This is a genomic window from Streptococcus sp. GMD3S (assembly GCF_000298695.2).
Taxonomy (GTDB): Bacteria; Bacillota; Bacilli; order Lactobacillales; family Streptococcaceae; genus Streptococcus.
Map to the genome: position 1 here is coordinate 40,963 of NZ_AJRC02000007.1, position 24,545 is coordinate 65,507.

Sequence of the window (24,545 nt, forward strand, 5' to 3'; positions counted from 1 at the left end):
CTATACTAAAAAACTCTATGATTGACAAACTTTGATAGAGTCGGATGCTGTGAAGGGTAAGTGACAAACCGCCATAATAAGAAAAAGACTGGGAAGCCAGCCTTATCATATGAACAAAAATTAAATCAAAGTTTCCTACTAAATGCTCTCACGAATATTCAAGAGCATGACAAATGCAGTTAGGAGTAATAGCAATAGAATAAAGCTGACCGATAGGACCCCAAAACTTGTAGCAATCGTTACAAAAACGATTGTGAATAGACTTGGTAAAACAACCGTAATCGCACCAATAGAGGATTGAACCGCTCCCATTGACTCCTCAGGTATTTGTTTAAAGACGAGTTCTTGCAATCTAGGAGAGAGTAACCCTGCGATGAAGGCATCCAAGGAGCTGAAAAGCAGAATCAAACCAAAATGAACTGTGGCAAATCCTACTAGAAGGAGTAACTGGATGACGACCGAAGCGTATAGAGCTGTTTTTATAGAAATCGTATTTTTCAGATAGCCACTTACAAGGCTTCCGACAATAAGTGCTAACAATTCTAGTGTTGATAACAAAGCGAGTGATTGACCAGTTTGTAAATTCAAAAACGGTTGGTTTCTTAAAAAAAGAGTCGAAATAGGAACAGTGACATTGATCACAGCTTGGCTGATAGATACGATAAATAAAATGAAGATCACTCTATCCATATTCCAGATCAATTTCGATGATTGGAACAAATGCTGGCAAAACGACTTTATGGAAAGACCTTCTTGATAGTTAATTGTTTTTTCAACTTTCAAAAGATCATTTTTTATCAGAAGAATACCTACAAATGCTATCAGAAACGTCAGAGCGTTGAGCAAGGAAATGAACTGAATGGAAAGAATTCCTAGTAGAACCCCTCCTAGAATATTACTGATTGTCCGAACTAAACTAACTGTTGATTGTTTAAAACCAATGGCTTCTGTAAGATGTTCTTTCCCAATGATTCTTATAAAAATAGGAGTTAGCATGGCTCCTGAAAAGTAACTCAATGTATCCGACAAGAGATTCATCAAACAAATAAAGAATACTAGCCATAAGGAAAAGGACTGCCCTGAAAGCGAAAGTGCCACTATAGAATAAAGTACAAATTTGACAAAACTAATAACCGTATACTTTAGAACACGATAATGTTGAAAATCAGCCAAAACTCCCATAAAGATTTGCAGAACTTGAGGAACAGTCTCTGAAATCGTAATGAGTAAAATTGCCAAGGGGGCAAACGAAGCATCTGCCACATAATTCAAAAAAGCAAGATAAAAAATCGTATCCCCAACCGTTGAAATCCACTGGTTGATGGTTAATTGCCTAAAATCTCTATTTTGAATAAATACTTTCATCGCAACTCCTTTTTGAGTTCAAACGGGAAGTTTTCCCCAAGGATAGACCAATAAATCCCTAGATTTCCGATTCCAAAATCAAATAATGTATCTGAACTTTCTTCACATTCAAATACCAAAATACCATTTTTATCTCTTTTGGATCTACTTAATAAAATCTCAATTACATTCTCACGTAAATTTAAATTATCCTGATAGTTTAGAGTTTGCAACAAACTGGATAAACCATGACAATAACAACTTGACTGAATAAGATTGAATTTGAAAGCAAGTTGTTGAAATCTTGAAATTATTTTTGAATACCTTTTATCATATAATAATTCAAAATAAAGTAAGATTCCTGAAGTTCCTTCGCACCACGATAGTTCTAAATTTGTAGGAGTTGCATTTAGTCTACTATATTCATTTTCTAACAGATTTTCTAACAGATTATTAAATACATTAATACTATTTTCGTAAGCTACCTTAAATTCAAATTCCGAATTATAAATTGAAATTACGTATGCAATCCCAGCTAAACCATGTGCAAAATTACATTCTTTTAAACTATTAACATTTTGTATCTCTTCTACAAAATATAAATATAACTCCTCTATTTTTTCTCTAATAAATTTCATACTATCGACATCATTGAAATTTATACAGTATTTCATAATACTCAATAAAACACCTGACTTTCCTAAAGCAAAGTCAAATACTTCAACTTTCTGATAATTACTTATCAAGTCTTTATAAATTTCTCTAGTTTTATCTATAATCAATTCTCTACTTGGATTGTTGCTGGCAAATTTTTTATAGAACTCTAATAATGCCCAAAGATATCCAGAAGAACCAAATAAAATTGAATAACCATTTAAATACCCATTTCCTTTATTTTGATTTCCTTCAGAGATAAGCCACTCGATAATTCTACCATTGTCAGAAATGTCTCTCATGTGTGATAAATAAAACAAATATCCTGATAAGCCATGTTGAAACGATACTGGACTAACAAATTCTCCAAATTCATTTGAATTTAGTATCCTACTTTCTCTATTCATATTTAATGAAAGAAGATAGTTAATAAGTGTCTCATTTTCAATTTGAAAATCGAATGAGGAATTAACTCTCTTTGAATGAAATCCTATATTTTCATCTTCAAAATCGTTTATATACTTCATCTTCTCGAATCGGTCTAACTTCTCTTGTTCACTTAAATTCAATAAATACATCAACCAGTTAAATTGCGATTTAGTTATGTTCCCAATTTCTTTCTCCATATACATACAAGACTTGATTTTATCTAAAGCAGTTATATTTAAGAAGACGTCCTCTCCTTCAAATATTAAAACATGCTCGCGCATAATCGCCAAACTCAACATTGCAAGTGCAAAATAATCCTGTTGAATGGTACAAATTTTTGAGGAACAATCAGTATTTATCATGAATTTTGTAGCAGCTCTTCTAACAGTATTATTTTTGTTTGTAAAATTTTCTAGGTCTATTAACCTAACACGACCAAAATCATCCAATATAAAGTTTGTTGGAGAAATATCCACTGCTAAATATCCTTCAGCATGAATGTCATTAATAATATCAATTATATTATTAATAATTACATTTTTTTCGATATCAATATTTTTTAAATCAAAAAAATTATATCCTGGTATAAACTTTTGCACTACGAAGTAATCTTCATTGACATAAAACTCTTCAATTAATTCTGTCGTATAGGACTTGTTCTGAAATACTTTCAAATTTGTTGCTTCATTCTTTAATTCATCAATTGCAGAGAAACCATCATCCCAACTATAAACATATGGTCGTGCATGTTTTATTATCACTTTCTGATTACTATTTTTTACTACAGCTCTGTAAACATTTCCTCTATTGGATTTTTTCAGAATACACTCGATATTATAGTGATTTAAAGGGTGATTCTCTGGAATTCCCGGGGAGGGTTTAAATAATTTATTTTTTTCCACATCAGTAAATAAATCCTTAACCCCTTCTGGCAAATACGGATAATTTAATCTCAGATCCTCTACTAATTCTCCTCTACTATTTTTCATCATGTAGACAATTTTATTTTCAGAAAAATTGTAGTTTTTAATTGCTTTAAACGCCCCATATCTATAATGTATTGGAGAATGTTCACCACATTGAAAATCTGATAAAATCCTTGGAGCTTTATAGTTTTCTAACTTTTCTTTTAGATTTAATATTATTCGTTTGGCCTGCTTCCTACTAGACGGATATATAGTGATAAACTTATTTGCAGTAGGAGAAACTTCCCTCGGAGAATTCAATTTTTTTAACTCATCCAAACAATCTAGAACTTTGTAGTTACATCTTTCCTTCTCCAGCTCTTGTGCAACAATATAAAAAATATTACAAGCGTCTTTTAGTTGACTGCTTACATGAAGTTTCCATCCCTGTGTAAGTTTATTGTTACTATACTTCACAAATAACCACCCATTTTTATGGTAAGTGTCAACTTGTATTTTATTCAGCATTGTTTGTAATCTATCCATAAATATAATAAATACATTATCTCTAAAATGAAATTAAGGATAGTTAATTAGTAATTAACTATCCTTAATTTTAACCAATTATTCTTAAAGAGCAGTAAATGAGCAAGTCCACTTACAAACTTCACGTGATACAGTAATTACTGGCTCTTCAGGTAACAATTCAAGTTCCATTAGATTATGCATTTCTTTTCTCCTTTAATTATTTTTCTTTGTAAACCACTTCTGCAACCTAGGATTTGCTTCAAATGTCTTACAAGGACAGTATAACACAGAAATTAGCTCATTTTAGAAAATCGCATATTTGATATTTTTTCTCATGGAAATTTCACATTTGCGATTTTTGTAGATTTGACTCTTTCCCTGATATAATGAAGGTACTACTCACAAGGAGGGATATAATGATGAAAAAAAGCAAAATCCAACTGATACTCCTACTTATTTTAGAGTGGGTTATTGTCATTCCTTTTCTAACTAATCGATAAGCTCTTTGTATTGCTGCAAACGCAATTCAAAAAGGGCTGTTAATTGTGGATTTTCTAATATTTGCAGAGATTGGATAAAGTGTTCAATCTCTTTTTGATTGCTCCCCTTGGTTTGAAGGAATACACTCATCTTCTTTAAAAACTGCAATGATACTTTCTCAAAAACATCATATGGCCGGAGCATACTCTCCAACTCGGCTTCAAAGATTGGGATGTAAGAGAAAAGCTTACGCTCCATGAGCTCTGAGATGATATTAAGATAACCACTTTTCATATACAATTGATTGTGTACCAACTCTTTAAATTCCTTGGATTTTTCAAGTAAAGAGGTGGATAAAAAAATCAGATCTTGATTACTTAAGAAAGGCATGGTATTGCAAAAAAGATAGAGTTCAAACCAGGTCCAAGACTCGATAGCATAGAGATAGGTGGTCAAAAACTCGCTATCCTCCTCTTCTAACGGATACCTTTTATCTAAGGAATGGATAGCATCTTTAATCACAATAGCATTCAAACGACGATAGGTCTGCGCCATCTGTTCCTGCTCAACTTCCTCTAATAGTTGCTCTAAGCCAGCCATATCTTGATGGGCAAAACGATCTACAACTTTTCGTCCAAATCGCATATGTGGGGATTCCTGATAATTATTAAGCTTGTGTCCAAACTCATCAAAGGTCACATTTATCCCTTGGATAGCTAGTATCAGTTTATCCGCAGACAGCATAGACTGTCCCAGTTCAAACTTGGATAACTGAGAAGCTGTTAGACCTTCACAAGCCACATCTGACTGCTTGAGCTTTCTCGCCAGCCGCAATTCCTTGTAAAATTCTCCCAATTCCATTCTCTCAATCATCTGGCCACCTCCTAATTTTTACATATTATATCATCATTTTTACAGCTTTGTCAAAATATTCTGACATTTTCCGGAGTAAAAAAGCCAGCCTCAAGCTGACTCTTTATTCCATAGTATCAAAGGCGAGGCTTGGTTTGGCGTTGAGGTCCAAGCCTGCAAAGTTTTCTTTATTCCACTCGCTGACGCTGGCATAGGCAATCATACCCGCGTTGTCTCCGCAAAGGCGTAGGGGAGGGATGATAACCTTGACATCTGTGATTTCAGCTGCTAGTCGTTCTCTGAGCCCTTTATTGGCAGCCACGCCACCTGCTACAACTAGAGTTTTAACAGGATATTTCTCCAAGGCCTTCTTGGTTTTGGTCATAAGAATATCCATGACCGCAGCTTGGAAGGAAGCTGACAGATCTTTCTTGGACAAGCTTTCTCCCTTTTGCTCGGCATTGTGGTGAAGATTGATAAAGGCAGACTTCAAACCTGAAAATGAAAACTCCAGATTATCTTCCTTGATCATGGCACGAGGGAAATCATACACATCCTGTCCCTGATGAGCCAACTCGTCAATCTCGCGACCTGCTGGATAAGTCAATCCCATGACACGGCCGACCTTGTCATAGGCCTCACCAACCGCATCATCCCGCGTTTCTCCAACAATCTTGTAATCCCCAGCCTCTGACACATAGACCAACTCTGTGTGCCCACCGCTGACCAAGAGAGCTAGCAAGGGAAACTCCAAAGGCTCCACACTCTGAGCCGCCATAAGGTGACCAGCCATGTGGTTAACGGGGATCATCGGAAGTCCATGAGCCCAAGCAAAAGCCTTGGCAGCTGACAAACCAACTAGCAGTGCTCCAACCAATCCAGGTCCATAAGTAACGGCAACAGCTGTCACATCCGCTTCGGTAATCCCTGCTTCTGCTAGCGCCTCCTCGATGCAGGCTGTAATAACCTCGACATGGTGACGACTAGCTACTTCTGGTACTACGCCCCCAAAACGCTTGTGACTCTCAATTTGACTCGCAATGACATTGGACAAGAGCTCGTCATCGTTTTTCAGTACGGCAACACTGGTCTCATCACAGGATGTCTCAAATGCTAAAATATATCTATCCTTCATCTATTTCTCTCTTCATGATGATGGCGTCCTCGACTGGGTCATGGTAGTAGGCCTTTCGCTCAGCGATGACCGCCATCTTTTCTTTCTTGTAAAATGCTTGCGCTCGTTGGTTTGACTTTCTGACTTCGAGGAAAATCTCCTTATCCGCTGGCAATTGAGCAAACAAGGCTGACGCAATTCCCTGACCCTGATAGCTAGGCAGTACAGCAATCTGCAAGACTTCTGCTTCAAAGAGATTCTCCTGAACGGCTAGAAAGCCAATCACTTCTGCCCCATCATAAGCTAGAGCGTACCAAGTCTGGTCTTGGGACAGGTCTGCTTGGATTTGTTCCAGTGCCCAAGGACTGACTGGGTAAACTGTTACCATAACAGCGTAGATTGCTTGAGCCAGGTCAGGCTGTCTTTGGATTCTTTTGATTTCTATCATAGACGTTTAATGTAGGACTCACCAGACTCGGTATGGTTCTTGAGCCAGTTTTCCTCAGCCTCAACACGCTTGAGATAGTTAGGAACAAAGTCATGAATGGACTGGGAAGGCAGGTCTAAACCGAGACGACCAACAGCCGCCGCGTTTGGCAAAGTTGGCTGAAGGGTAGCCTGAGGAAGAGCCACTTCAATCTGCTCCGTAAAAGCTGCTGTCTCTCCGACAAAGGTGACTGACTGGTTAGCAGCGCCAGCTATTTCCAAAACCTCTGCCAAAGGCAGATGAGCTTCCGGCCACACAGCCTGACCAGACTGGTAAAAGCCAGCATAGACATTATTGCGGCGGGCATCCATGACAGGAATGACCAAACCTTCCACCTGCTCTGGAACTAAAGCCAGCAAACTAGACACACCAACCAGCTCAATCTTGAGGGTATGGGCCAGAGTCTTGGCTGTCGCCACCGCAATTCTCAGACCTGTGTAGCTGCCCGGACCTTGAGCAACTACGATACGATCCAAATCCTTGGGTGTCCAATCCAGACTGCCCATCAAAAAATCGATGGCAGGCATGAGGGTAATACTGTGATTTTTCTTGATATTGATCATAGTCTCAGCAAGAACCTGCTTGTCCTCTAAAATGGCTAGAGAAAGAGCCTTGCTGGACGTATCAAAAGCTAATACTTTCATAACATATTCCTATCTTTTTGTCTGTTTACTATTATACTACAAAAGCTAGCGCATGGGAATTTTCTTTGTTTTGAAACAAAAGAGGCCTGCCACTTAGACAAGCAATTCTACACAAAAAATTTAAAAAAGTTATATCTTTTTTGAATAGAAAAGTGAACAAGGAAATTGAAAGGTTCTTTGTAAAAAATTTGGATCATGCATTTATGTTTCAACTCGATTTTCGATGTGAGAAATCATCGTCATAACAATAAAGATAGCACCTAAAAATAGAAAAAGTCCATCCCATCTATCAAGACGAGGTGGATTTTCTGTATATTTAGATGAATAATTGACTTTAGGCATTTAAACCAAAGTAGAAAACGAACCAGACAACATAGGTGACCAGGAGAAGAAAAATTGAATAGAGCGTCACAAAAGCAAGCTTCCAAAGGAACTTTGTTTTGCGGTGTTCCAGATGCACAAACAGGGCATTCCCCCCATAGACACAAGCTACAAAGGCTACAAACATCAAGAGGCGAACCCCTACTGCAAATTCAAACAAACTAAACATTCTTAATCCTCCTTCTGGTATTCCTTTTTTATTTAAACTGTTGACAATGTTGGTCTATCAATGTTAAAATGTAATTCAACATTGGTAGGAAAATCAGGTTGAGTCGTTGACTCTTCGGGTTGCAGTGCTATCCCTGAAACTTTGGTTTCTAAAGAACTGAAATTGCGATTGAACAATTCGCCCCCAGTGTTTGACGGCTCTTGATTTCGGTCAAGGGCTTTTCTTTGCCTCTTTAGTAAGCACTCCACTTCATGCTGTTTCTACATCGTTATACTTATAGATTGATTTCTTAGCTGAGTAAATGATAAAATGGGGTAAAGGTTGAGATTTGGTCTGACTTGGTGACAAGTCTTTCAAAAGTTGTGATTCAATCACTTCAGGTAATGGTGCTGCCCCTTAAGCTTGCTCAGAAAGATCCCTTAATTTTGTCTCAGCCTTTTTGGTTGCTCTCGAGATTTCTCAAGGGCTTTTTCTTTTTTCAAAGATATCATTCTGCCCCAACCATCTACACCAACGATTAATGAAACTAGAACTATATTCTTCCTTAAATCTACTATCTCTTTAGATTCCCCCTTTCATTATAACACCTAAGCGCTCTCCGACCAAATCCTACCTGTCTTTTTGCTCCTTCTTCCCCTCCAGACTTTCTCCATTTCCGTCTTTTACTAATTTTTCATTTTATGGTATAATTGAAATAATTGTAACGAATCAAGGTCAATCTAGACACAAAATGGAATGAAATCAAGCAAATCTCTGCTAAAAGTTTGGAATAAGCTGACCTGTAAATAGAAAGGAACTATATGATTTACAAAGTTTTTTATCAAGAAACAAAAGAACGTAGCCCACGTCGTGAAACAACACGCTCACTTTACCTAGACATCGATGCCAACTCAGAACTTGAGGGCCGTATCTCTGCTCGCCAACTTGTTGAAGAAAACCGCCCAGAGTACAACATCGAGTATATCGAACTCTTGTCTGACAAATTGCTAGATTACGAAAAAGAAACTGGCGCTTTCGAGATTACGGAGTTCTAATATGGCCTACACTCTTAAACCTGAAGAAGTCGGCGTTTTTGCCATCGGTGGTCTGGGAGAAATCGGGAAAAACACTTACGGAATTGAATACCAAGACGAGATTATCATCGTCGATGCTGGGATTAAATTCCCAGAAGATGACTTGCTCGGTATCGACTACGTTATCCCCGACTACTCTTACATCGTGGACAATATCGACCGCGTCAAGGCTGTCTTGATCACACACGGACACGAGGACCACATCGGTGGGATTCCCTTCCTGCTCAAGCAAGCAAATGTCCCTATCTACGCTGGGCCACTTGCCTTGGCTTTGATCCGTGGAAAACTCGAAGAACACGGTCTCTTACGCAACGCCAAACTTTACGAAATCAACCACAATACTGAGTTGACCTTTAAAAATCTCAAGGCAACTTTCTTTAGAACCACTCACTCTATTCCAGAACCTTTGGGAATTGTCATTCATACTCCTCAAGGGAAAATCGTCTGTACGGGTGACTTTAAGTTTGACTTTACTCCAGTTGGGGAACCTGCGGACTTGCACCGGATGGCAGCCCTTGGTGAAGAAGGCGTACTCTGCCTCCTCTCTGACTCGACAAATGCAGAAGTGCCAACCTTTACCAACTCTGAAAAGGTCGTTGGTCAGTCCATCATGAAGATTATCCAAGGCATTGAAGGACGCATCATCTTCGCATCCTTTGCCTCAAATATCTTCCGTCTCCAGCAAGCAACGGATGCTGCAGTTAAGACTGGACGCAAGATTGCTGTCTTTGGACGTTCGATGGAAAAGGCCATTGTCAACGGTATCGAGCTTGGCTACATCAAAGCTCCTAAGGGAACCTTTATCGAGCCAAATGAAATCAAAGACTATCCTGCAGGCGAGGTTCTGATCCTCTGTACAGGTAGTCAAGGCGAGCCAATGGCAGCCCTCTCTCGTATCGCTAACGGAACCCACCGTCAAGTGCAACTCCAACCCGGCGATACCGTTATCTTCTCTTCAAGTCCAATCCCTGGAAATACTACTAGCGTCAACAAGTTGATTAACATTATCTCAGAAGCTGGTGTCGAAGTCATCCACGGAAAGATTAACAATATCCACACCTCTGGACACGGTGGTCAGCAAGAGCAAAAACTCATGCTCCGCTTGATCAAGCCAAAATACTTCATGCCTGTCCATGGTGAATACCGCATGCAAAAAGTCCACGCTGGACTAGCGGTGGATACGGGTGTCGAGAAGGACAATATCTTTATCATGAGCAATGGTGATGTCCTTGCCCTTACTGCAGATTCTGCTCGTATCGCTGGGCATTTCAACGCCCAAGACATCTATGTTGATGGAAATCGTATCGGTGAAATCGGTGCAGCCGTCCTCAAAGATCGTAGAGATCTATCTGAAGATGGTGTCGTTCTAGCAGTCGCAACTGTTGACTTCAAGTCTAAAATGATCTTGTCTGGTCCAGATATTCTCAGCCGCGGCTTTGTCTACATGAGAGAATCTGGAGACTTGATTCGCCAAAGCCAGCGCATCCTCTTCAATGCAATTCGTATCGCACTGAAGAACAAAGATGCTAGCGTGCAATCTGTCAATGGCGCCATTGTCAACGCCATTCGTCCTTTCCTCTATGAAAATACCGAACGTGAACCGATTATTATCCCTATGATCCTCACACCAGATGAAGAATAATACTCTTTGATTTTCATTGAATATAAGTCAAAAAAACAGCCCCGTCTTCGGAGCTGTTTTTTCTATGCTTTCTTTTGAGATTGAAACTCAATAAAAATCGAAATCAGACTAGAAGGCTAGGCGAAAGCATAACTTAAGTTAGGTGAGCTGAAGCCGACGACGTATCATTTTGATTTTTGAAGAGTTTTAGAAATACTACGATTTTTACCTTCCAGATACACCATCAAAATAGAAATATCTGCTGGATTTACTCCCGAAATACGGCTTGCTTGGCCGATGGTTTCTGGATTGATGAGTTTGAACTTCTGGCGAGCTTCTGTTGCGATGGAATCAATATCATCCCAGTCAATATTGGCTGGAATGCGTTTTTCTTCCATGCGTTTCATCTTGGCAACCTGGTCCATAGCTTTGGAAATATATCCTTCGTACTTGATTTCTGTTTCAATTAATTCGATAATCTTGTCATCCAAATCCTCAGCAGCTGGCCCGATGAAGGCCACTACATCTTGGTAAGAAACTTCTGGTCGACGGAGAAATTCTTTGGCTGTCACTGCATCTGTCAACGGCTTGAAGCCCATCTCCTCAACCTTGGCATTGGTTTCTTTGACCGGCTTTAGTTTGATACTGTCTAGACGCTTCATCTCATTGTCAAATTGATTTTTCTTGATTTCAAAGCGAGCCCAACGTTCATCATCCACAAGGCCAATCTCGCGTCCCATCTCGGTCAAACGCATATCTGCATTGTCATGACGGAGGATGAGACGGTATTCAGCTCGACTGGTCAAGAGACGGTAAGGTTCAATGGTGCCCTTGGTCACCAAGTCGTCAATCATGACCCCGATATAACCGTCACTGCGCTTCAAAATCAATTCAGGCTTGCCTTGGATTTTCAGAGCCGCATTAATACCCGCGATAATCCCTTGGCCAGCAGCTTCTTCGTAACCAGATGTACCATTTGTCTGACCAGCTGTGAAAAGTCCTGAGATTTTCTTGGTTTCTAGTGTCGCACGCAACTGATGAGGCAAGACCATGTCATACTCAATGGCATAACCAGTTCGCATCATCTCAGCATTTTCCAAACCTTTGATGGAATGAACCAAGTCACGTTGGACATCCTCAGGCAGACTGGTTGAAAGTCCTTGGACATAAACTTCCTCTGTATTGCGCCCTTCTGGCTCTAGGAAGAGTTGGTGGCGTTCCTTGTCCGCAAAGCGTACAATCTTGTCCTCAATCGATGGACAGTAACGAGGCCCAACTCCCTTGACCACACCTGTGAACATAGGCGCACGGTGGAGGTTGTTTTGGATAATCTCATGACTGGTACCGTTGGTGTAGGTCAACCAGCATGGCACCTGGTCCTTGACATAGTCCTCATCACGTGAAGTGTAGGAGAAGTGATTTGGCGCTTCATCTCCTGGCTGAATCTCTGTCACATCGTAATTGATAGAGGAAGCCTTGACACGTGGAGGCGTTCCTGTCTTGAAACGACCAATTTCGAGTCCCAGTTCCTTGAGATTGTCAGCAAGGTTAATCGAAGCCAGACTGTGGTTAGGACCTGACGAATACTTGAGGTCTCCGATGATGATTTCCCCACGGAGTGCAGTCCCTGTCGTCACGATAACAGCCTTAGCAGCATATTCTTGATGGGTAGCTGTACGCACACCGACAACCTTACCATCTTCCACCAAAATCTCATCAATCATGGTTTGACGAAGGGTGAGATTCTCTTGATTTTCAACTGTCTTGCGCATCTCCTTAGAGTAAAGCTCCTTGTCAGCCTGCGCACGAAGGGCACGGACAGCTGGACCTTTCCCAGTGTTGAGCATCTTCATCTGGATGTAGGTCTTGTCAATGGTTTTAGCCATTTCACCACCAAGGGCATCCACTTCACGCACGACAATCCCCTTGGCAGAGCCACCGATAGAAGGATTACAAGGCATGAAAGCCAGCATTTCAATGTTGATGGTCGCAAGCAAGACCTTACAGCCCATACGGCTGGCTGCTAGAGATGCTTCTACCCCCGCGTGCCCCGCACCAATTACAATAATATCGTATTCTTCCGTAAAATTATAAGTCATTTTCTCTCCTATTCCTCAAGATGAATGTGTTTTAGTTGGCCGTTCCATTCTGGTAGGGCTGTTTTTAAAAAGGCTGGAACTAGCTGGAACTCCTCAAGTTTATCCAAGTCAATCCACTCACAGGGTTGCTTTTTCTCATCTTCTTGCATGGTCAATGGGGCGTCCTCAAGCAAGTCCACTAGATAATGAAACTCGATGTTGTGATAGGAAACACCGTCCTGTTCAAAACGATTTTCAACCACGAAAGCTAGCTGCCCAGCTTGAGCTTTGACACCTAGTTCTTCCTTCACTTCACGGACTACCGCGTCTTCCGTACTTTCATTGACTTGAATCGCACCGCCGATAGTGTAATATTTACCCTTGTCTTTAGTAACTAGGAGCTTGCCATTTTGGAGAATCAAGGCTGCCGCCCGAACACCAAAGACCGTGTCTCCCACTGTTGTCCGAAAGTCTTGTTGAGTCATTTTTGTCCTTTCCCTTAAACGACACAAAAACAGTCAAAACTCGTAAGAAGTGCAGGGCAAAAAAGCCTGCAACATCCATGAGCTTTGACCATCATTTCTATTGCTTTTATTATTGTAGCAAATTGAGAAAATTTGTCAATCTAAATGTACTGACAAACTTGTCCATCGCGGTAGGCATTGTCAATCAAACCGCCACCTAGACACTCTTCGCCATCATAAAAGACAACTGCCTGTCCTGGTGTGATGGCGCGTTGCGGTTCCGCAAAGATAACTTCTGCCTTGTCTCCTTTGACATGTACTGTCACCTTAGAATCAGGCTGACGGTAGCGGAATTTAGCCGTACATTCTAGTGTAAATTCCTCTGGCATGTTACGAGTAAAGTGGACTTGACTGGCTTCTAGGCTTGTTGACATAAGCGAGTCATGGTAGAATCCTTGGCCTACATAGAGGATATTCTTGCTTAGGTCTTTTCCGACAACGAACCACGGTGCATTGTCACCGCCGTGTTGGCCTCCAATACCGAGTCCGCCACGCTGACCAATCGTATAATACATCAGACCTGCATGCTCACCCATATCGCGTCCATCCACAGTCATCATGCGACCAGGCTGAGCTGGTAGGTAGTTACTGAGAAAGTTTTTAAAGTTCTTTTCTCCGATAAAACAAATCCCTGTCGAGTCTTTCTTCTTAGCAGTCGCAAGTCCTGCTTCTTCTGCGAGTCTGCGAACTTCAGGCTTTTCCAAATGTCCCAATGGGAACATGGTTTTTTGGAGTTGTTCTTGCGAAAGTTGACTGAGGAAATAGGTCTGGTCCTTGCCATTGTCCACGCCACGAAGCATGTGAACAGTGCCATCCTCATCACGCACCACTCGAGCATAATGCCCAGTCGCTACATAGTCTGCACCCAAGGTCATAGCATAGTCCAAAAAGGCCTTGAACTTGATTTCCTTGTTACACATAACATCTGGATTTGGCGTGCGCCCTGCACGGTATTCCGCTAGGAAATACTCAAAGACGCGGTCCCAGTACTCTTTTTCAAAATTGACAGAGTAGTAAGGAATGCCGATCTGGTCTGCCACCGCAGCCACATCCTTGTAATCTTCGGTCGCCGTACAGACGCCGTTTTCATCTGTGTCATCCCAGTTCTTCATGAAGATACCGATCACATCGTAGCCCTGCTCCTTGAGCAAGAGAGCCGTCACCGACGAATCAACACCACCACTCATCCCCACAACAACACGTGTTTTAGAGTTATCACTCATGGTAAGTCTCCCATCTATTCGTTTATTCATACCCTCAAAATTCTATTTACTATGACTTTCAATAGAATTTCTTCGAGTATAGTCTTTTCGTTTGCTTTTAGGAGTAAAATGGTCTGGGAGACCATTTTAGCCTATCATCTTAAAATGAAAATATGATAGGCAACGAGTCGCAGGCATATCTCGAGTTCGCTCAATCAGTCTGGGAGACTGATTGAGGTTATAAATCAGACAAGCTCAGCTTGCATCTCATTTCGAGTTAACGACGTAATAAAAGATAAACGAAATGACCAGTTCACGATTGAAGGTCGTGTGTGCTTTAACGATTGAAGGTCGCTTGAGCAGTATTCATTATAACACGCTTGGTTGGAGAAGACAAGAAAGAGGCTGATAAATCATCTCAACCTCTCTTTCTTCCTTTGCAAACGAATCAATTTTCCCCTTTAAGTTCTTTCTTCGCTTGTTCTATCTGGTATTTCACTTGCTCAAAGCCGGTTCCTCCTAAGGAATTCCGTCTCTGAACAGCGGTTTCTGGGCGCAAGTAGATATAAATATCCTCTTCAATCAAGGGATGGTAGACTTGCAACTCCTCCAAATCCCAATCTTGAATATTTTTACCATGCTTGATAGAGTCTAGAACCAATTTCCCTACTATTTCATGCGCTTCTCTAAAGGGAAGACCTTTTTCAGCCAAATAATCTGCCAGTTCGGTCGCATTCGAAAAATCATTCTCTGTAGATTGCTGCATTTTGGCCTTATTAACCTGCATGCTCGATAGCATACCTGCCAGCACATCCAGAGAATTTAAAATCGTTTCTACTGTATCAAACATGACTTCCTTGTCCTCTTGCAAATCCTTATTATAGGCCAGAGGCAAAGACTTCATGACGGTCAATAGTCCAAGCAAGTGCCCGTAAACCCGTCCTGTCTTCCCTCGAATCAATTCCGCCATATCAGGATTTTTCTTCTGGGGCATGATAGACGAACCCGTTGAAAAGCTATCAGACAAGCTAATGTACTGATACTCAAAACTGCACCAATTGATGATTTCCTCACAAAAACGGCTCATATGCATCATCAAAATGCTGGCATTTGACAGAAATTCTAAGATAAAATCACGGTCACTCACTGCGTCCAAGGAATTGGTATAGGGTTGTTGGAAGCCCAATAAATCACTCGATAATTGACGATTGATTGGAAATGTTGTCCCCGCCAAAGCAGCCGCACCCAGGGGAGACAGGTCCGTATGTTTCAAGTTAAATGCAAAACGCTCGCTGTCCCTTTGAAACATATTGTAATAAGCCATGAGATGGTGGGCAAGACTAATCGGTTGGGCGTGCTGCAAATGGGTATAGCCTGGCATGATGGTTTCCACATGTTTTTCAGCCAAATCCAGCAAAACACTGTTCAGATTCGCCAACTTATCCAAGACATGCCCAAGCTGCTCCTTTAGATATAAGTGCATATCCGTTGCGACTTGGTCATTCCGAGAACGGGCCGTGTGTAGTTTCCCAGCCAGAGGACCGATTTTCTCTGTCAGCAACACTTCCATATTCATATGAATATCTTCATTTGCAATATCAAAATGAAGCTCTCCCGCCTCTAAATCTCGCAACAAAGCTTGCAGACCATCTTGGATCTGCTCTGCCTCTTCCAAACTTAAAATACCAGTCTGTCCTAGCATTTGAACATGAGCTAGGGAACCCATCAAATCAAATTTTGCCAGCTGGTGGTCAAAGGAAATACTCGCACCGAACTGTTCTACCCACTCTTCCACAGTGCCTTCAAATCGACCACCCCATAATTTTGTATTTTTCGACATATTCTGTCGTCCCTTTCTATCGCGTCACTACTCAACATTTTTCTGAACTTCTGAATAAACCTTAGTCGGAAGCCCCCAAAGCTTGATAAAACCAACAGCCGCATCTTGGTCAAAAGTATCCGCACTAGTATAAGTCGCCAAATTTTCATCGTAAAGAGAATTTGGAGATTTCCGAGCCACTACCTGGGCGTTCCCCTTGTAGAGTTTAACTTTTGCAGTTCCATTGACAACTTTCTGTGTCTCCTTGATATAGGCAATCAAAGCCTGAGTTGCTGGGCTAAACCACAAGGCATTATAGATGAGATTGGACAACTCATTTTCGATAATAGGTTTGAAATGAGCCACTTCTCTCACAAGAGTCAAGTCCTCAATCTCCTTATGAGCTGCCAATAAAGTCACAGCACCTGGGCACTCATAAATCTCTCTTGACTTAATACCGACTAGGCGATTTTCCACATGGTCAATACGACCAACACCGTGTTTACCCGCAATTTCATTTAGTTTTTGAATCAAATCCGCCACTTTCATCTTCTCACCATTGAGGGAGATAGGCACCCCGCAACTAAACTCAATGTCAATAAATTCTGGACTGTCTGGTGCCTCTTCTGGTGAAGATGTGATTCCAAATGCTTCTTCTGGCGCTTGGTTCCAAGGATTTTCCAAGACACCACATTCATTTGCACGTCCCCAAAGATTTTGATCGACAGAGTAAGGATTGTCAAGGTCAGCAGGAACTGGGACGCCATTTTCTTTTGCATATTGGATTTCTTCTTCACGAGACCATTTCCACTCACGAACAGGTGCAACTACCTTTAAATTGGGATCCAAAGCTGCAATAGAGACTTCAAACCGAACTTGGTCGTTTCCCTTGCCTGTACAACCATGGGCAATTGTAGTTGCCCCCGTCTGATGAGCTATTTCAACGAGTTTTTTTGAAATAAGAGGGCGACTCAGAGCAGATACCAAGGGATACTTTTGTTCATAGTAGGCATGAGCCTGAAGGGCCACTAAAACATAGTCATTAGCAAATTCTTCCTTAACATCAATGACATAAGACTCTACAGCTCCAACCTTGAGAGCTTTATCATGGATGAACTCCAAATCTTTTCCTTCCCCCACATCCATACAAACAGCGATCACATCATAGTCTTTTTTTAACCATGTAATAGCAACTGATGTATCCAATCCACCTGAATAGGCTAAAATAACTTTTTCCTTACTCATTTCTCTTCCTTCTTTCTATTTTTCGATAGAGGCTTTAAAAGCATCATCAATCAATTTGTCCAATTCCCCAGAATCCTTCAACTTCTGGATGGTTTTGTCAACCGCCTCTTTTAATTCTTTACTGTCTTTTTTCATCGCAACAGCATAGGAATCTTCTTTGTCATTGTCAAAATCAAACTCAGCGATGGCTAGGTCTGGATTATTCTCTACAAAGCCTTTCGCCACTGGTTCCTCAAAGATAACTGCATCCAGTTGCCCTGATTTCAATTCTGTTATCAAATTTCCATTTTTAGGAAGTGAAACGAGAGAAGCATTCTGCAAGGTTTCTTTGGCCAGAGTTTCCTGGATAGAACCTTTCTGCGCTCCAACCTTTTTCTGAGCCAAATCCTTGACTGATTGGTAATTCGTTAATTCAGATTTTCTTACGATAACCTTATTTTTCGAAGTGTAGTAGGGAATTGAAAAATCGTAAACTTGACTTCTCTCCTCCGTTTTAGAAACACCTGATATGGCAAGATCGGCCTTGCCTGAATCAAGACTAGCCAGTACATTGTCAAAACTCATTGGAGAGAACTCCACTTCTACACCTAGTTCCTTTGCGATGGCTTTGGCGAGCTCAACATCTGAACCTACAATCTGATTTTTCCCATCGACCAATTTCTGGTATTCAAATGGAGCAAACTCTGGATTTAGGGCCACCACCAATTTTCCTTTAGCCTTAATGGCTTCAACACCTTGGGATTGAGTGTTACTACAAGCAAATAATAAGGGAAACATAAGCAAACCAAACATCGTCATCAACACCTTCTTCACTTTATTCATAGAAGAGCCTCCTTTTATTTTTATACTTTATTATTGTATAAATAATACTCTTCTCGACCTTGTTTGTCAAGAGAAAACTGTATTTTATTTCATTTTAATCAAGAAAAAGCTTATTATATGATATATTTTTACACATAATAAGCTTATTTATACTATTTGAGTTTTAAAACAATTTGAAGAATTTCGTTGGAATTATACAAATAGAACATTGCTGAGAAGCTCCTTACACTTTTTGTTATAGAGAAACAAAAAAAGAGTCCTAAAGGACTCTTTTATTCTTAATACCAACCGTTGTTAAGCCAGAAGTTCTTGGCAGCTGTCCATGAACCGTAACGTCCTGCAACGTAGGCATCTGCTACACGTTCTTGGTTTTCAGCTGAGTAGTCACCGTTCAAGTATGAATCTGTCAATTGGTAACGTCCGATGTAACGTCCGTTTGTAGCAGTGTAGCTACCACCTGATTCTTTTTGAGCGATCCATTCTTTGGCTTCTGCTTCAGAACCACTTACAGTAGAAGCTGCTGCAGTGTTGCTTTCTGCTGCTGGAGCTGCAGGTGCAGCTGGGGCTTCATAAGTTGTTGTTGCAGTTGTTTCAGTTGCTTCTTCTGCAATTTCTTCCGCAGTTGCTGGGGCTTCATAAGTTGTTGCTGAAGCTGCAGCGGTTGCAGTTGCTGTCGATGGAGCTGTTCCTTCGATAACCAAAACTTGGTCAACATAGATAAGATGAATATCTTTGATGTTGTTTTTTGCTGCCAATTTTTCAACAGTTGTGTTGTACTTCTCAGCGATTTCTGAAAGAGTATCACCTGATTTAACTGTGTAAGTTACAGTTTCTTGGGCAGATGCAAGTGATGGAGCAAAGAAAGCAAGCAAAGCTGCTACTCCTGCGATAGTTGTTTTAATTTTTTTAGTTGTTAATGACATATCTAAAAATTCTCCTTCCATTGGATATATCTATGATACCTTTTAAATGTTACCGTTGTTTAACGGTTTTATGTAGAAATATTACAAAAATGTTTTATATTTACCGTTTTAAGGAGGTTTTTGTCACAAAAGACCTTATTTTATACTATCTTTAATCATTTTAAGCTTTTGATAAGGGAAATAAGCGCAGAGGTCCATTCTTTGATATAATAGATATAAGAATCTTTGTAAGGGGAAACAGATGCACTCACTTCGTTTTCAATCTGTCTTTGACATTATCGGACCTGTCATGATTGGCCCATCAAGTAGCCACACAGCTGGAGCTGTTCGCATCGGGAAAATCGTCTCTTCCATCTTTGACGATACGCCGACAGAAGTCGAATTCCAATTATTTAACTCCTTTGCCAAAACCTACCGTGGTCATGGAACGGACCTTGCTCTCGTCGCTGGTATTTTAGGTATGGATACGGACGATCCCGATATTCCAAATAGCCTTGAGATTGCCCATAAACGCGGTATCAAGATTGTCTGGACCATTCAGAAAGATAGCAACGCTCCTCATCCTAATACCACTAAAATTACTGTGAAGAATGAACACAAATCCATCAGTGTGACAGGAATTTCCATCGGTGGAGGAAATATCCAAGTTACGGAACTTAACGGCTTTGCTGTCTCTCTCAACATGAACACACCAACCATTATCATCGTGCATCAGGATGTTCCAGGTATGATTGCCCATGTCACTGAAGCCCTCTCTCGTTTCGATATCAATATCGCGCAGATGAATGTGACTCGAGAAAAAGCTGGAGAAAAAGCCATCATGATTATCGAAGTCGATAGTCGAAGTTGCGAAGAGGCGATTGAAGAAATCCGAAAAATCCCTCATCTCCATAATGTCAATTTCTTTAAGTAGGAGGAAACATGTTTTATTCTATCAAAGAATTGGTCGAGCAAGCAGATCTAGATTTCCAAGGAAATGTCGCAGAACTCATGATTGCAACCGAATATCAATTAACCGGTCGAGAACGGCCAGAAGTTCTCCTCCTCATGGAACGCAATCTAGAAGTCATGAAAGCCTCTGTCGAGCTCGGTCTCAGTGAAAATAAATCCCGCAGTGGCTTAACGGGTGGAGATGCGGCCAAACTAGACCGCCATCTCAAAAGCGGCAAGGCCTTGTCGGACTTTACCATCCTATCAGCAGCCCGTAATGCCATCGCGGTCAATGAACACAATGCTAAGATGGGCTTGGTCTGCGCCACTCCAACCGCAGGAAGTGCTGGTTGTTTGCCAGCCGTTCTCACTGCTGCTATCCAAAAACTAGACCTTAGTCACGAAGAACAGCTGGATTTCCTCATTGCTGCTGGTGCCTTTGGATTGGTTATCGCAAACAATGCCTCTATCTCAGGTGCTGAAGGTGGCTGTCAGGCCGAGGTTGGCTCTGCATCTGCCATGAGTGCCGCAGCCTTGACCTTGGCTGCAGGTGGAACGCCCTATCAGGCTAGTCAAGCCATCGCCTTTGTCATTAAAAATATGCTGGGCCTCATCTGCGACCCCGTCGCTGGTTTGGTTGAAGTTCCCTGTGTCAAACGCAATGCCATGGGAGCCAGCTTTGCCTTTATCGCAGCTGATATGGCCTTGGCAGGTATCGAGTCTAAGATCCCTGTTGACGAAGTCATCGATGCCATGTACCAAGTCGGATCAAGTCTTCCAACTGCCTTTCGTGAAACGGCTGAGGGTGGACTTGCCGCTACACCTACTGGTCGTCGCCTACAAAAAGAAATCTTCGGAGAATAAGCTTATCTATATCTATTAGGAGAAACTATGCCCTCTATCTCAGCAATCTTTTTTGATCTAGACGGAACCCTGGTTGACAGTTCCCTCGGGATCCACAATGCCTTTACCCATACCTTTAAAGAGCTAGGAGTTCCAAGCCCTGATGCCAAAACCATTCGTGGTTTCATGGGCCCGCCACTTGAAAGTAGCTTTGCAACGTGTCTTCCCAAGGAACAAATCTCAGAAGCTGTGCAGATATACCGCTCTTACTACAAGGAAAAAGGAATCCACGAAGCCCAACTCTTCCCCCGAATAACAGAATTGCTTCAAGAGCTTTCGCAAAACTACCCTCTATACATCACTACAACAAAGAATACTCCTACTGCTCATGATATGACTAAAAATCTGGGAATCCATCATTTCTTTGATGGCATTTACGGCTCTAGTCCTGAAACGCCACATAAGGCAGATGTCATCCGTTACGCCTTGCAAACGCATCAACTCCATGCAGACCAAGTCCTCATCATTGGGGATACCAAGTTTGATATGATTGGAGCCCAAGAAACTGGCATTAAAAAGTTTGCTGTTACTTGGGGATTTGGAGAAGAGGCTGATTTACTCAGCTATCAGCCTGACTGGATTGCCCATACCATTGATGATATCATTAGCCAGCTCTAACCATACAAAAATACTCCTAACACTAGTGAACTAGGTTGAGGAGTATTTTTTATATGTTGTTACTATCAGAAGGAATCAACTCCATGCTTAAGCAGTAATTTGATCCTGTTCTTCAGTATCTGTATCTTCATCCTTCTTACTTGGCCAAGCAAGCATGACAATAAGAGCAATCGGTCCAACGAGAGGAACCAAAGCAATGAAGATAAAGGCCCAGTGGAAACCAGCGTCTCGTAAGCAGCGAAGCGACTCAGCCGCTTTAAAATAGAGTAGAAATATCTTAATATTTTCGTACCATTTCTTCAAACTGAGAGTCTTCAGTGTTCTCTTTATTTGTTTCACTATTCTCTATCACTTTTTCTCCAAATCGTTGACTTGGCATAGCGAGCATAACGAGCAGTGTTATTGCACCCAAAGGAACAAATACAATAAAAATATAGGCCCAATGGATACCCACATCTCGTAAGCGACGTACTATCAGTGCTAGTAGAGGAACAAACTCTATTATAAACAAAATAATACACATACTGAAGACCGCAATATTCCTGATGGCTTTATCAGATTCTACTCCAGTAAAAAGTGAGTAGTAGGCGGGCAAGAAAATCACCATATTTAGTAGCCAAACCCACCAAAATTCTGGACGTGTGGAACGACCAGAAAAATTTGCATAGCCTTTGAAAAAACTCCTAATAGCACTCAGCATACAAAAATCTCCTTTTGACTTTAATACTTATTTCGCAAAGTTATGTTACCAGCTTAAAATAGAGGTAGTTTTTAGATTGTCTGAAATCACTCTCCTGATAGATCACATAACATCTTCCCTTGAATAGTTGCGCTTATTAAACCTTTGAAAGATCCGATGTTCTCTACTCTCTATTTATAAAAACCAGCTTTCTGATTCTCTCAGAAAACTGGCGATAGTTGTTTCATTATGAAGGTAGTTGGACACTCTTACTCAGCATGAGTTGTCTCATTCGCAAAGGAAATAATCGCTTCTTTGAGCTCATCTCCGCTGAGTGAACGGAACTCTTCAATCTTTTGATCAATCGCTTCTAGCGGCATGACATTTACCTTACCAACGAAAATCTTGTCCATGACTTGGTTATCAACCAATTCGGTCGAAACCAAGAGTTCTTCATAGAGTTTTTCACCTGGTCGAATACCGACCTCAACGATTGGAATTTCACTTTCCGTGTGCCCACTTAGAAGGACCATTTTCTTAGCCAAGTCATAAATCTTGACTGGTTTGCCCATATCGAGGATAAAGACTTCTCCGTCCTTGGCATAAGCGCCAGCATGGATTACTAGACGGCTAGCCTCTGGAATGGTCATGAAGTAACGTGTCATACGGAAGTCTGTCACCGTTACAGGACCGCCTTCAGCAATCTGACGTTCAAAGACAGGAATCACGCTACCACGACTACCGAGAACATTCCCAAAACGGACTGCACAGTAGGTTGATTTACTACGTTGGTTAAAGCCAGTGACAATCAACTCTGCCACGCGCTTAGTTGCACCCATAACATTCGGTGGATTGACCGCCTTGTCAGTTGAAATCATGACCATCTTAGGTACTTTGGCCTCATCAACAGCCTTGGCAACATTGTAGGTACCGAGGATATTGTTCTTGAAGGCTTCTTTTGGATTGCGCTCCATCATCGGAACGTGTTTGTGGGCTGCAGCATGGTAGACAATGGCTGGTTTGTACTGCTCAAACACCTGAAAGAGACGGTCATAGTCCTGAATATCTGCAATAACAGGAACATAATCAATTCCTTGGAATGTACGGATCAATTCATGATAAACGAGATAGATTGAGTTTTCACCATGTCCAAGCAAGACGATACGCTCGGGATTGAAGCGACTAACCTGACGACAAATCTCTGAACCAATCGAACCACCTGCTCCTGTCACCAGGATGGTCTTGCCTGTAATCTCAGTACCCAGACGCGATTCGTCGAGACGAATTTCCTGACGGCCCAAAAGGTCTGTGATATCAATTTTCTGGAAGCCACTGCCTGATTGATGGAGTCCTTGAACGACTGTCTCAACCTTAGGCATCTTGTAACATTTGACGCCTAGCTTATTACACATCTGCAAGATGCGTTCGTACTCTGATGGGTCAAGCGAAGGGATCGCTACGATAACACGCTCGATTTGGTGACGTTTAGCTAATTCAGGCAGATTATCATAAGAGCCCAAAACTGGGATTCCACCTAGTTTTTGTCCCTTTTTCTTTTCATCGTTATCCAAAATCCCCACTAGCTCAAGGTCGCTAGTTGGGTGTTGGTAGCTGTTCATAAAGAGGGCACCACCATCACCAGCACCAATCAAGAAGGTCCGACGGTGTTCTCCATCTCCACTACCTTTTTTACGTTTAGAATAAATCAACTGCCAAGTGATACGAGGAAGCAAGATGAGGAAGGTACTCAACAAAATGAAGAGTACGATGAAACGGATAGAAAACAATGGAAGGAAGGCATAGCAGATTCCATAAGAAAGAACACTGCTGAGCATCACTCCGAAAAAGATTTTCATGAAATCCGTAATCTTGCTATAACGACTGATACTAGCATTTAGCCCCCAAAATGCAATCATGATTTGATAGAGGAGGAAGGCTAAAAGAGTGTAGATGACGTAATCCACAGGCGCAGGATTTATAAGGCCATAAAACAAGATATAAGATACGATGATGGAAACCACCATACTCAGAATATCGAATATCCCCCAAAACACTTGTTTTTGCTGTTTATTTAAAATTTCAACCAGATCAATCACATAATCTGTTAGTTTTTTATTCATA

The 24,545-nt window shown here is 41.2% G+C and carries 22 protein-coding genes; 5 read left to right on the plus strand and 17 right to left on the minus strand.

Annotated elements, in window-relative coordinates; all coding sequences use genetic code 11:
- Window positions 1–138: 138 nt before the first annotated feature.
- The 7 genes from GMD3S_RS0204780 to GMD3S_RS0204820 all read right to left on the minus strand — a co-directional run bounded on the left by GMD3S_RS0204780 (window position 139) and on the right by GMD3S_RS0204820 (window position 7,987).
- The gene (locus GMD3S_RS0204780; protein ID WP_000862377.1) at window positions 139–1,365 is read right to left on the minus strand and encodes an MFS transporter; all 1,227 of its coding nucleotides are present in this window, start codon (window positions 1,363–1,365) and stop codon (window positions 139–141) included.
- Window positions 1,362–3,878, minus strand: coding sequence for a class III lanthionine synthetase LanKC N-terminal domain-containing protein (locus GMD3S_RS0204785; protein ID WP_000375504.1), 2,517 nt, complete (start codon window positions 3,876–3,878; stop codon window positions 1,362–1,364). Before GMD3S_RS0204785 ends, GMD3S_RS0204780 begins: the two co-directional genes overlap by 4 nt.
- Before the next feature lie 471 nt (window positions 3,879–4,349).
- Window positions 4,350–5,213, minus strand: coding sequence for an Rgg/GadR/MutR family transcriptional regulator (locus GMD3S_RS0204800; RefSeq protein WP_000572854.1), 864 nt, complete (start codon window positions 5,211–5,213; stop codon window positions 4,350–4,352).
- A gap of 103 nt (window positions 5,214–5,316) precedes the next feature.
- Window positions 5,317–6,327, minus strand: a complete 1,011-nt coding sequence (tsaD, locus tag GMD3S_RS0204805; RefSeq protein WP_000655027.1) for a tRNA (adenosine(37)-N6)-threonylcarbamoyltransferase complex transferase subunit TsaD — start codon at window positions 6,325–6,327, stop codon at window positions 5,317–5,319.
- On the minus strand, window positions 6,317–6,754 hold the full coding sequence (gene rimI, locus GMD3S_RS0204810) for a ribosomal protein S18-alanine N-acetyltransferase (RefSeq protein WP_000569857.1): 438 nt from the start codon (window positions 6,752–6,754) through the stop codon (window positions 6,317–6,319). The genes tsaD and rimI overlap by 11 nt, the downstream gene beginning before the upstream one ends.
- On the minus strand, window positions 6,751–7,437 hold the full coding sequence (tsaB, locus tag GMD3S_RS0204815; RefSeq protein ID WP_000865683.1) for a tRNA (adenosine(37)-N6)-threonylcarbamoyltransferase complex dimerization subunit type 1 TsaB: 687 nt from the start codon (window positions 7,435–7,437) through the stop codon (window positions 6,751–6,753). The genes rimI and tsaB overlap by 4 nt, the downstream gene beginning before the upstream one ends.
- 334 nt (window positions 7,438–7,771) lie before the next feature.
- Window positions 7,772–7,987: a hypothetical protein gene (locus GMD3S_RS0204820; protein WP_000492027.1), complete on the minus strand. Its 216-nt coding sequence runs from the start codon at window positions 7,985–7,987 to the stop codon at window positions 7,772–7,774.
- An 800-nt stretch (window positions 7,988–8,787) separates the two neighbouring features.
- On the opposite strand from GMD3S_RS0204820, the gene GMD3S_RS0204825 reads away from it, so the two are divergent.
- Window positions 8,788–9,021 carry a DNA-dependent RNA polymerase subunit epsilon gene (locus GMD3S_RS0204825; protein WP_000639583.1) on the plus strand — a complete coding sequence of 78 codons (234 nt, stop codon included), beginning with the start codon at window positions 8,788–8,790 and terminating at the stop codon, window positions 9,019–9,021.
- A gap of 1 nt (window position 9,022) precedes the next feature.
- Window positions 9,023–10,702: a ribonuclease J1 gene (gene rnjA, locus GMD3S_RS0204830; protein ID WP_000331965.1), complete on the plus strand. Its 1,680-nt coding sequence runs from the start codon at window positions 9,023–9,025 to the stop codon at window positions 10,700–10,702.
- Window positions 10,703–10,866: 164 nt separating this feature from the next.
- Here the strand turns inward: rnjA and mnmG are convergent, their stop codons facing one another.
- The 7 genes from mnmG to GMD3S_RS0204865 all read right to left on the minus strand — a co-directional run bounded on the left by mnmG (window position 10,867) and on the right by GMD3S_RS0204865 (window position 19,294).
- Entirely contained in the window at window positions 10,867–12,780 is a 1,914-nt protein-coding gene (mnmG, locus tag GMD3S_RS0204835) for a tRNA uridine-5-carboxymethylaminomethyl(34) synthesis enzyme MnmG (RefSeq protein WP_000221904.1), read from the minus strand.
- 8 nt (window positions 12,781–12,788) lie between these two features.
- Window positions 12,789–13,244, minus strand: a complete 456-nt coding sequence (locus GMD3S_RS0204840) for an NUDIX hydrolase (protein ID WP_000193659.1) — start codon at window positions 13,242–13,244, stop codon at window positions 12,789–12,791.
- A gap of 140 nt (window positions 13,245–13,384) precedes the next feature.
- The gene (gene mnmA, locus GMD3S_RS0204845) at window positions 13,385–14,506 is read right to left on the minus strand and encodes a tRNA 2-thiouridine(34) synthase MnmA (protein WP_001282959.1); all 1,122 of its coding nucleotides are present in this window, start codon (window positions 14,504–14,506) and stop codon (window positions 13,385–13,387) included.
- Between the two features lie 427 nt (window positions 14,507–14,933).
- Window positions 14,934–16,325, minus strand: coding sequence for an argininosuccinate lyase (gene argH, locus GMD3S_RS0204850; RefSeq protein WP_000042249.1), 1,392 nt, complete (start codon window positions 16,323–16,325; stop codon window positions 14,934–14,936).
- A 27-nt stretch (window positions 16,326–16,352) separates the two neighbouring features.
- A complete protein-coding gene (locus GMD3S_RS0204855; RefSeq protein ID WP_000031908.1) occupies window positions 16,353–17,549 on the minus strand; it encodes an argininosuccinate synthase in 1,197 nt (398 codons plus the stop codon).
- Between the two features lie 15 nt (window positions 17,550–17,564).
- Complete coding sequence (locus GMD3S_RS0204860) at window positions 17,565–18,371, minus strand: ABC transporter substrate-binding protein (protein ID WP_001045254.1); 807 nt, start codon at window positions 18,369–18,371, stop codon at window positions 17,565–17,567.
- Window positions 18,372–18,649: 278 nt separating this feature from the next.
- On the minus strand, window positions 18,650–19,294 hold the full coding sequence (locus GMD3S_RS0204865; RefSeq protein WP_000060317.1) for a LysM peptidoglycan-binding domain-containing protein: 645 nt from the start codon (window positions 19,292–19,294) through the stop codon (window positions 18,650–18,652).
- A gap of 241 nt (window positions 19,295–19,535) precedes the next feature.
- On the opposite strand from GMD3S_RS0204865, the gene sdaAB reads away from it, so the two are divergent.
- From sdaAB to GMD3S_RS0204880, 3 genes are read left to right on the plus strand one after another with little or no spacing between them, the layout of a single operon-like run.
- Window positions 19,536–20,207, plus strand: coding sequence for an L-serine ammonia-lyase, iron-sulfur-dependent subunit beta (gene sdaAB / locus GMD3S_RS0204870; protein ID WP_000555868.1), 672 nt, complete (start codon window positions 19,536–19,538; stop codon window positions 20,205–20,207).
- Window positions 20,208–20,215: 8 nt separating this feature from the next.
- Window positions 20,216–21,088 (plus strand): L-serine ammonia-lyase, iron-sulfur-dependent, subunit alpha, encoded by an 873-nt coding sequence (gene sdaAA, locus GMD3S_RS0204875; protein ID WP_000500033.1) that lies wholly within the window; start codon window positions 20,216–20,218, stop codon window positions 21,086–21,088.
- 27 nt (window positions 21,089–21,115) lie between these two features.
- Window positions 21,116–21,745 (plus strand): HAD-IA family hydrolase, encoded by a 630-nt coding sequence (locus GMD3S_RS0204880; protein ID WP_001139320.1) that lies wholly within the window; start codon window positions 21,116–21,118, stop codon window positions 21,743–21,745.
- An 87-nt stretch (window positions 21,746–21,832) separates the two neighbouring features.
- Here the strand turns inward: GMD3S_RS0204880 and GMD3S_RS0204885 are convergent, their stop codons facing one another.
- From GMD3S_RS0204885 to GMD3S_RS0204895, 3 genes are all read right to left on the minus strand, one after another.
- Window positions 21,833–22,048, minus strand: coding sequence for a DUF805 domain-containing protein (locus GMD3S_RS0204885; RefSeq protein ID WP_000759535.1), 216 nt, complete (start codon window positions 22,046–22,048; stop codon window positions 21,833–21,835).
- Window positions 22,023–22,445, minus strand: coding sequence for a DUF805 domain-containing protein (locus tag GMD3S_RS0204890; protein WP_000947294.1), 423 nt, complete (start codon window positions 22,443–22,445; stop codon window positions 22,023–22,025). The genes GMD3S_RS0204885 and GMD3S_RS0204890 overlap by 26 nt, the downstream gene beginning before the upstream one ends.
- 248 nt (window positions 22,446–22,693) lie before the next feature.
- The gene (locus GMD3S_RS0204895; RefSeq protein WP_001035725.1) at window positions 22,694–24,544 is read right to left on the minus strand and encodes a nucleoside-diphosphate sugar epimerase/dehydratase; all 1,851 of its coding nucleotides are present in this window, start codon (window positions 24,542–24,544) and stop codon (window positions 22,694–22,696) included.
- Window position 24,545 lies beyond the last annotated feature (1 nt).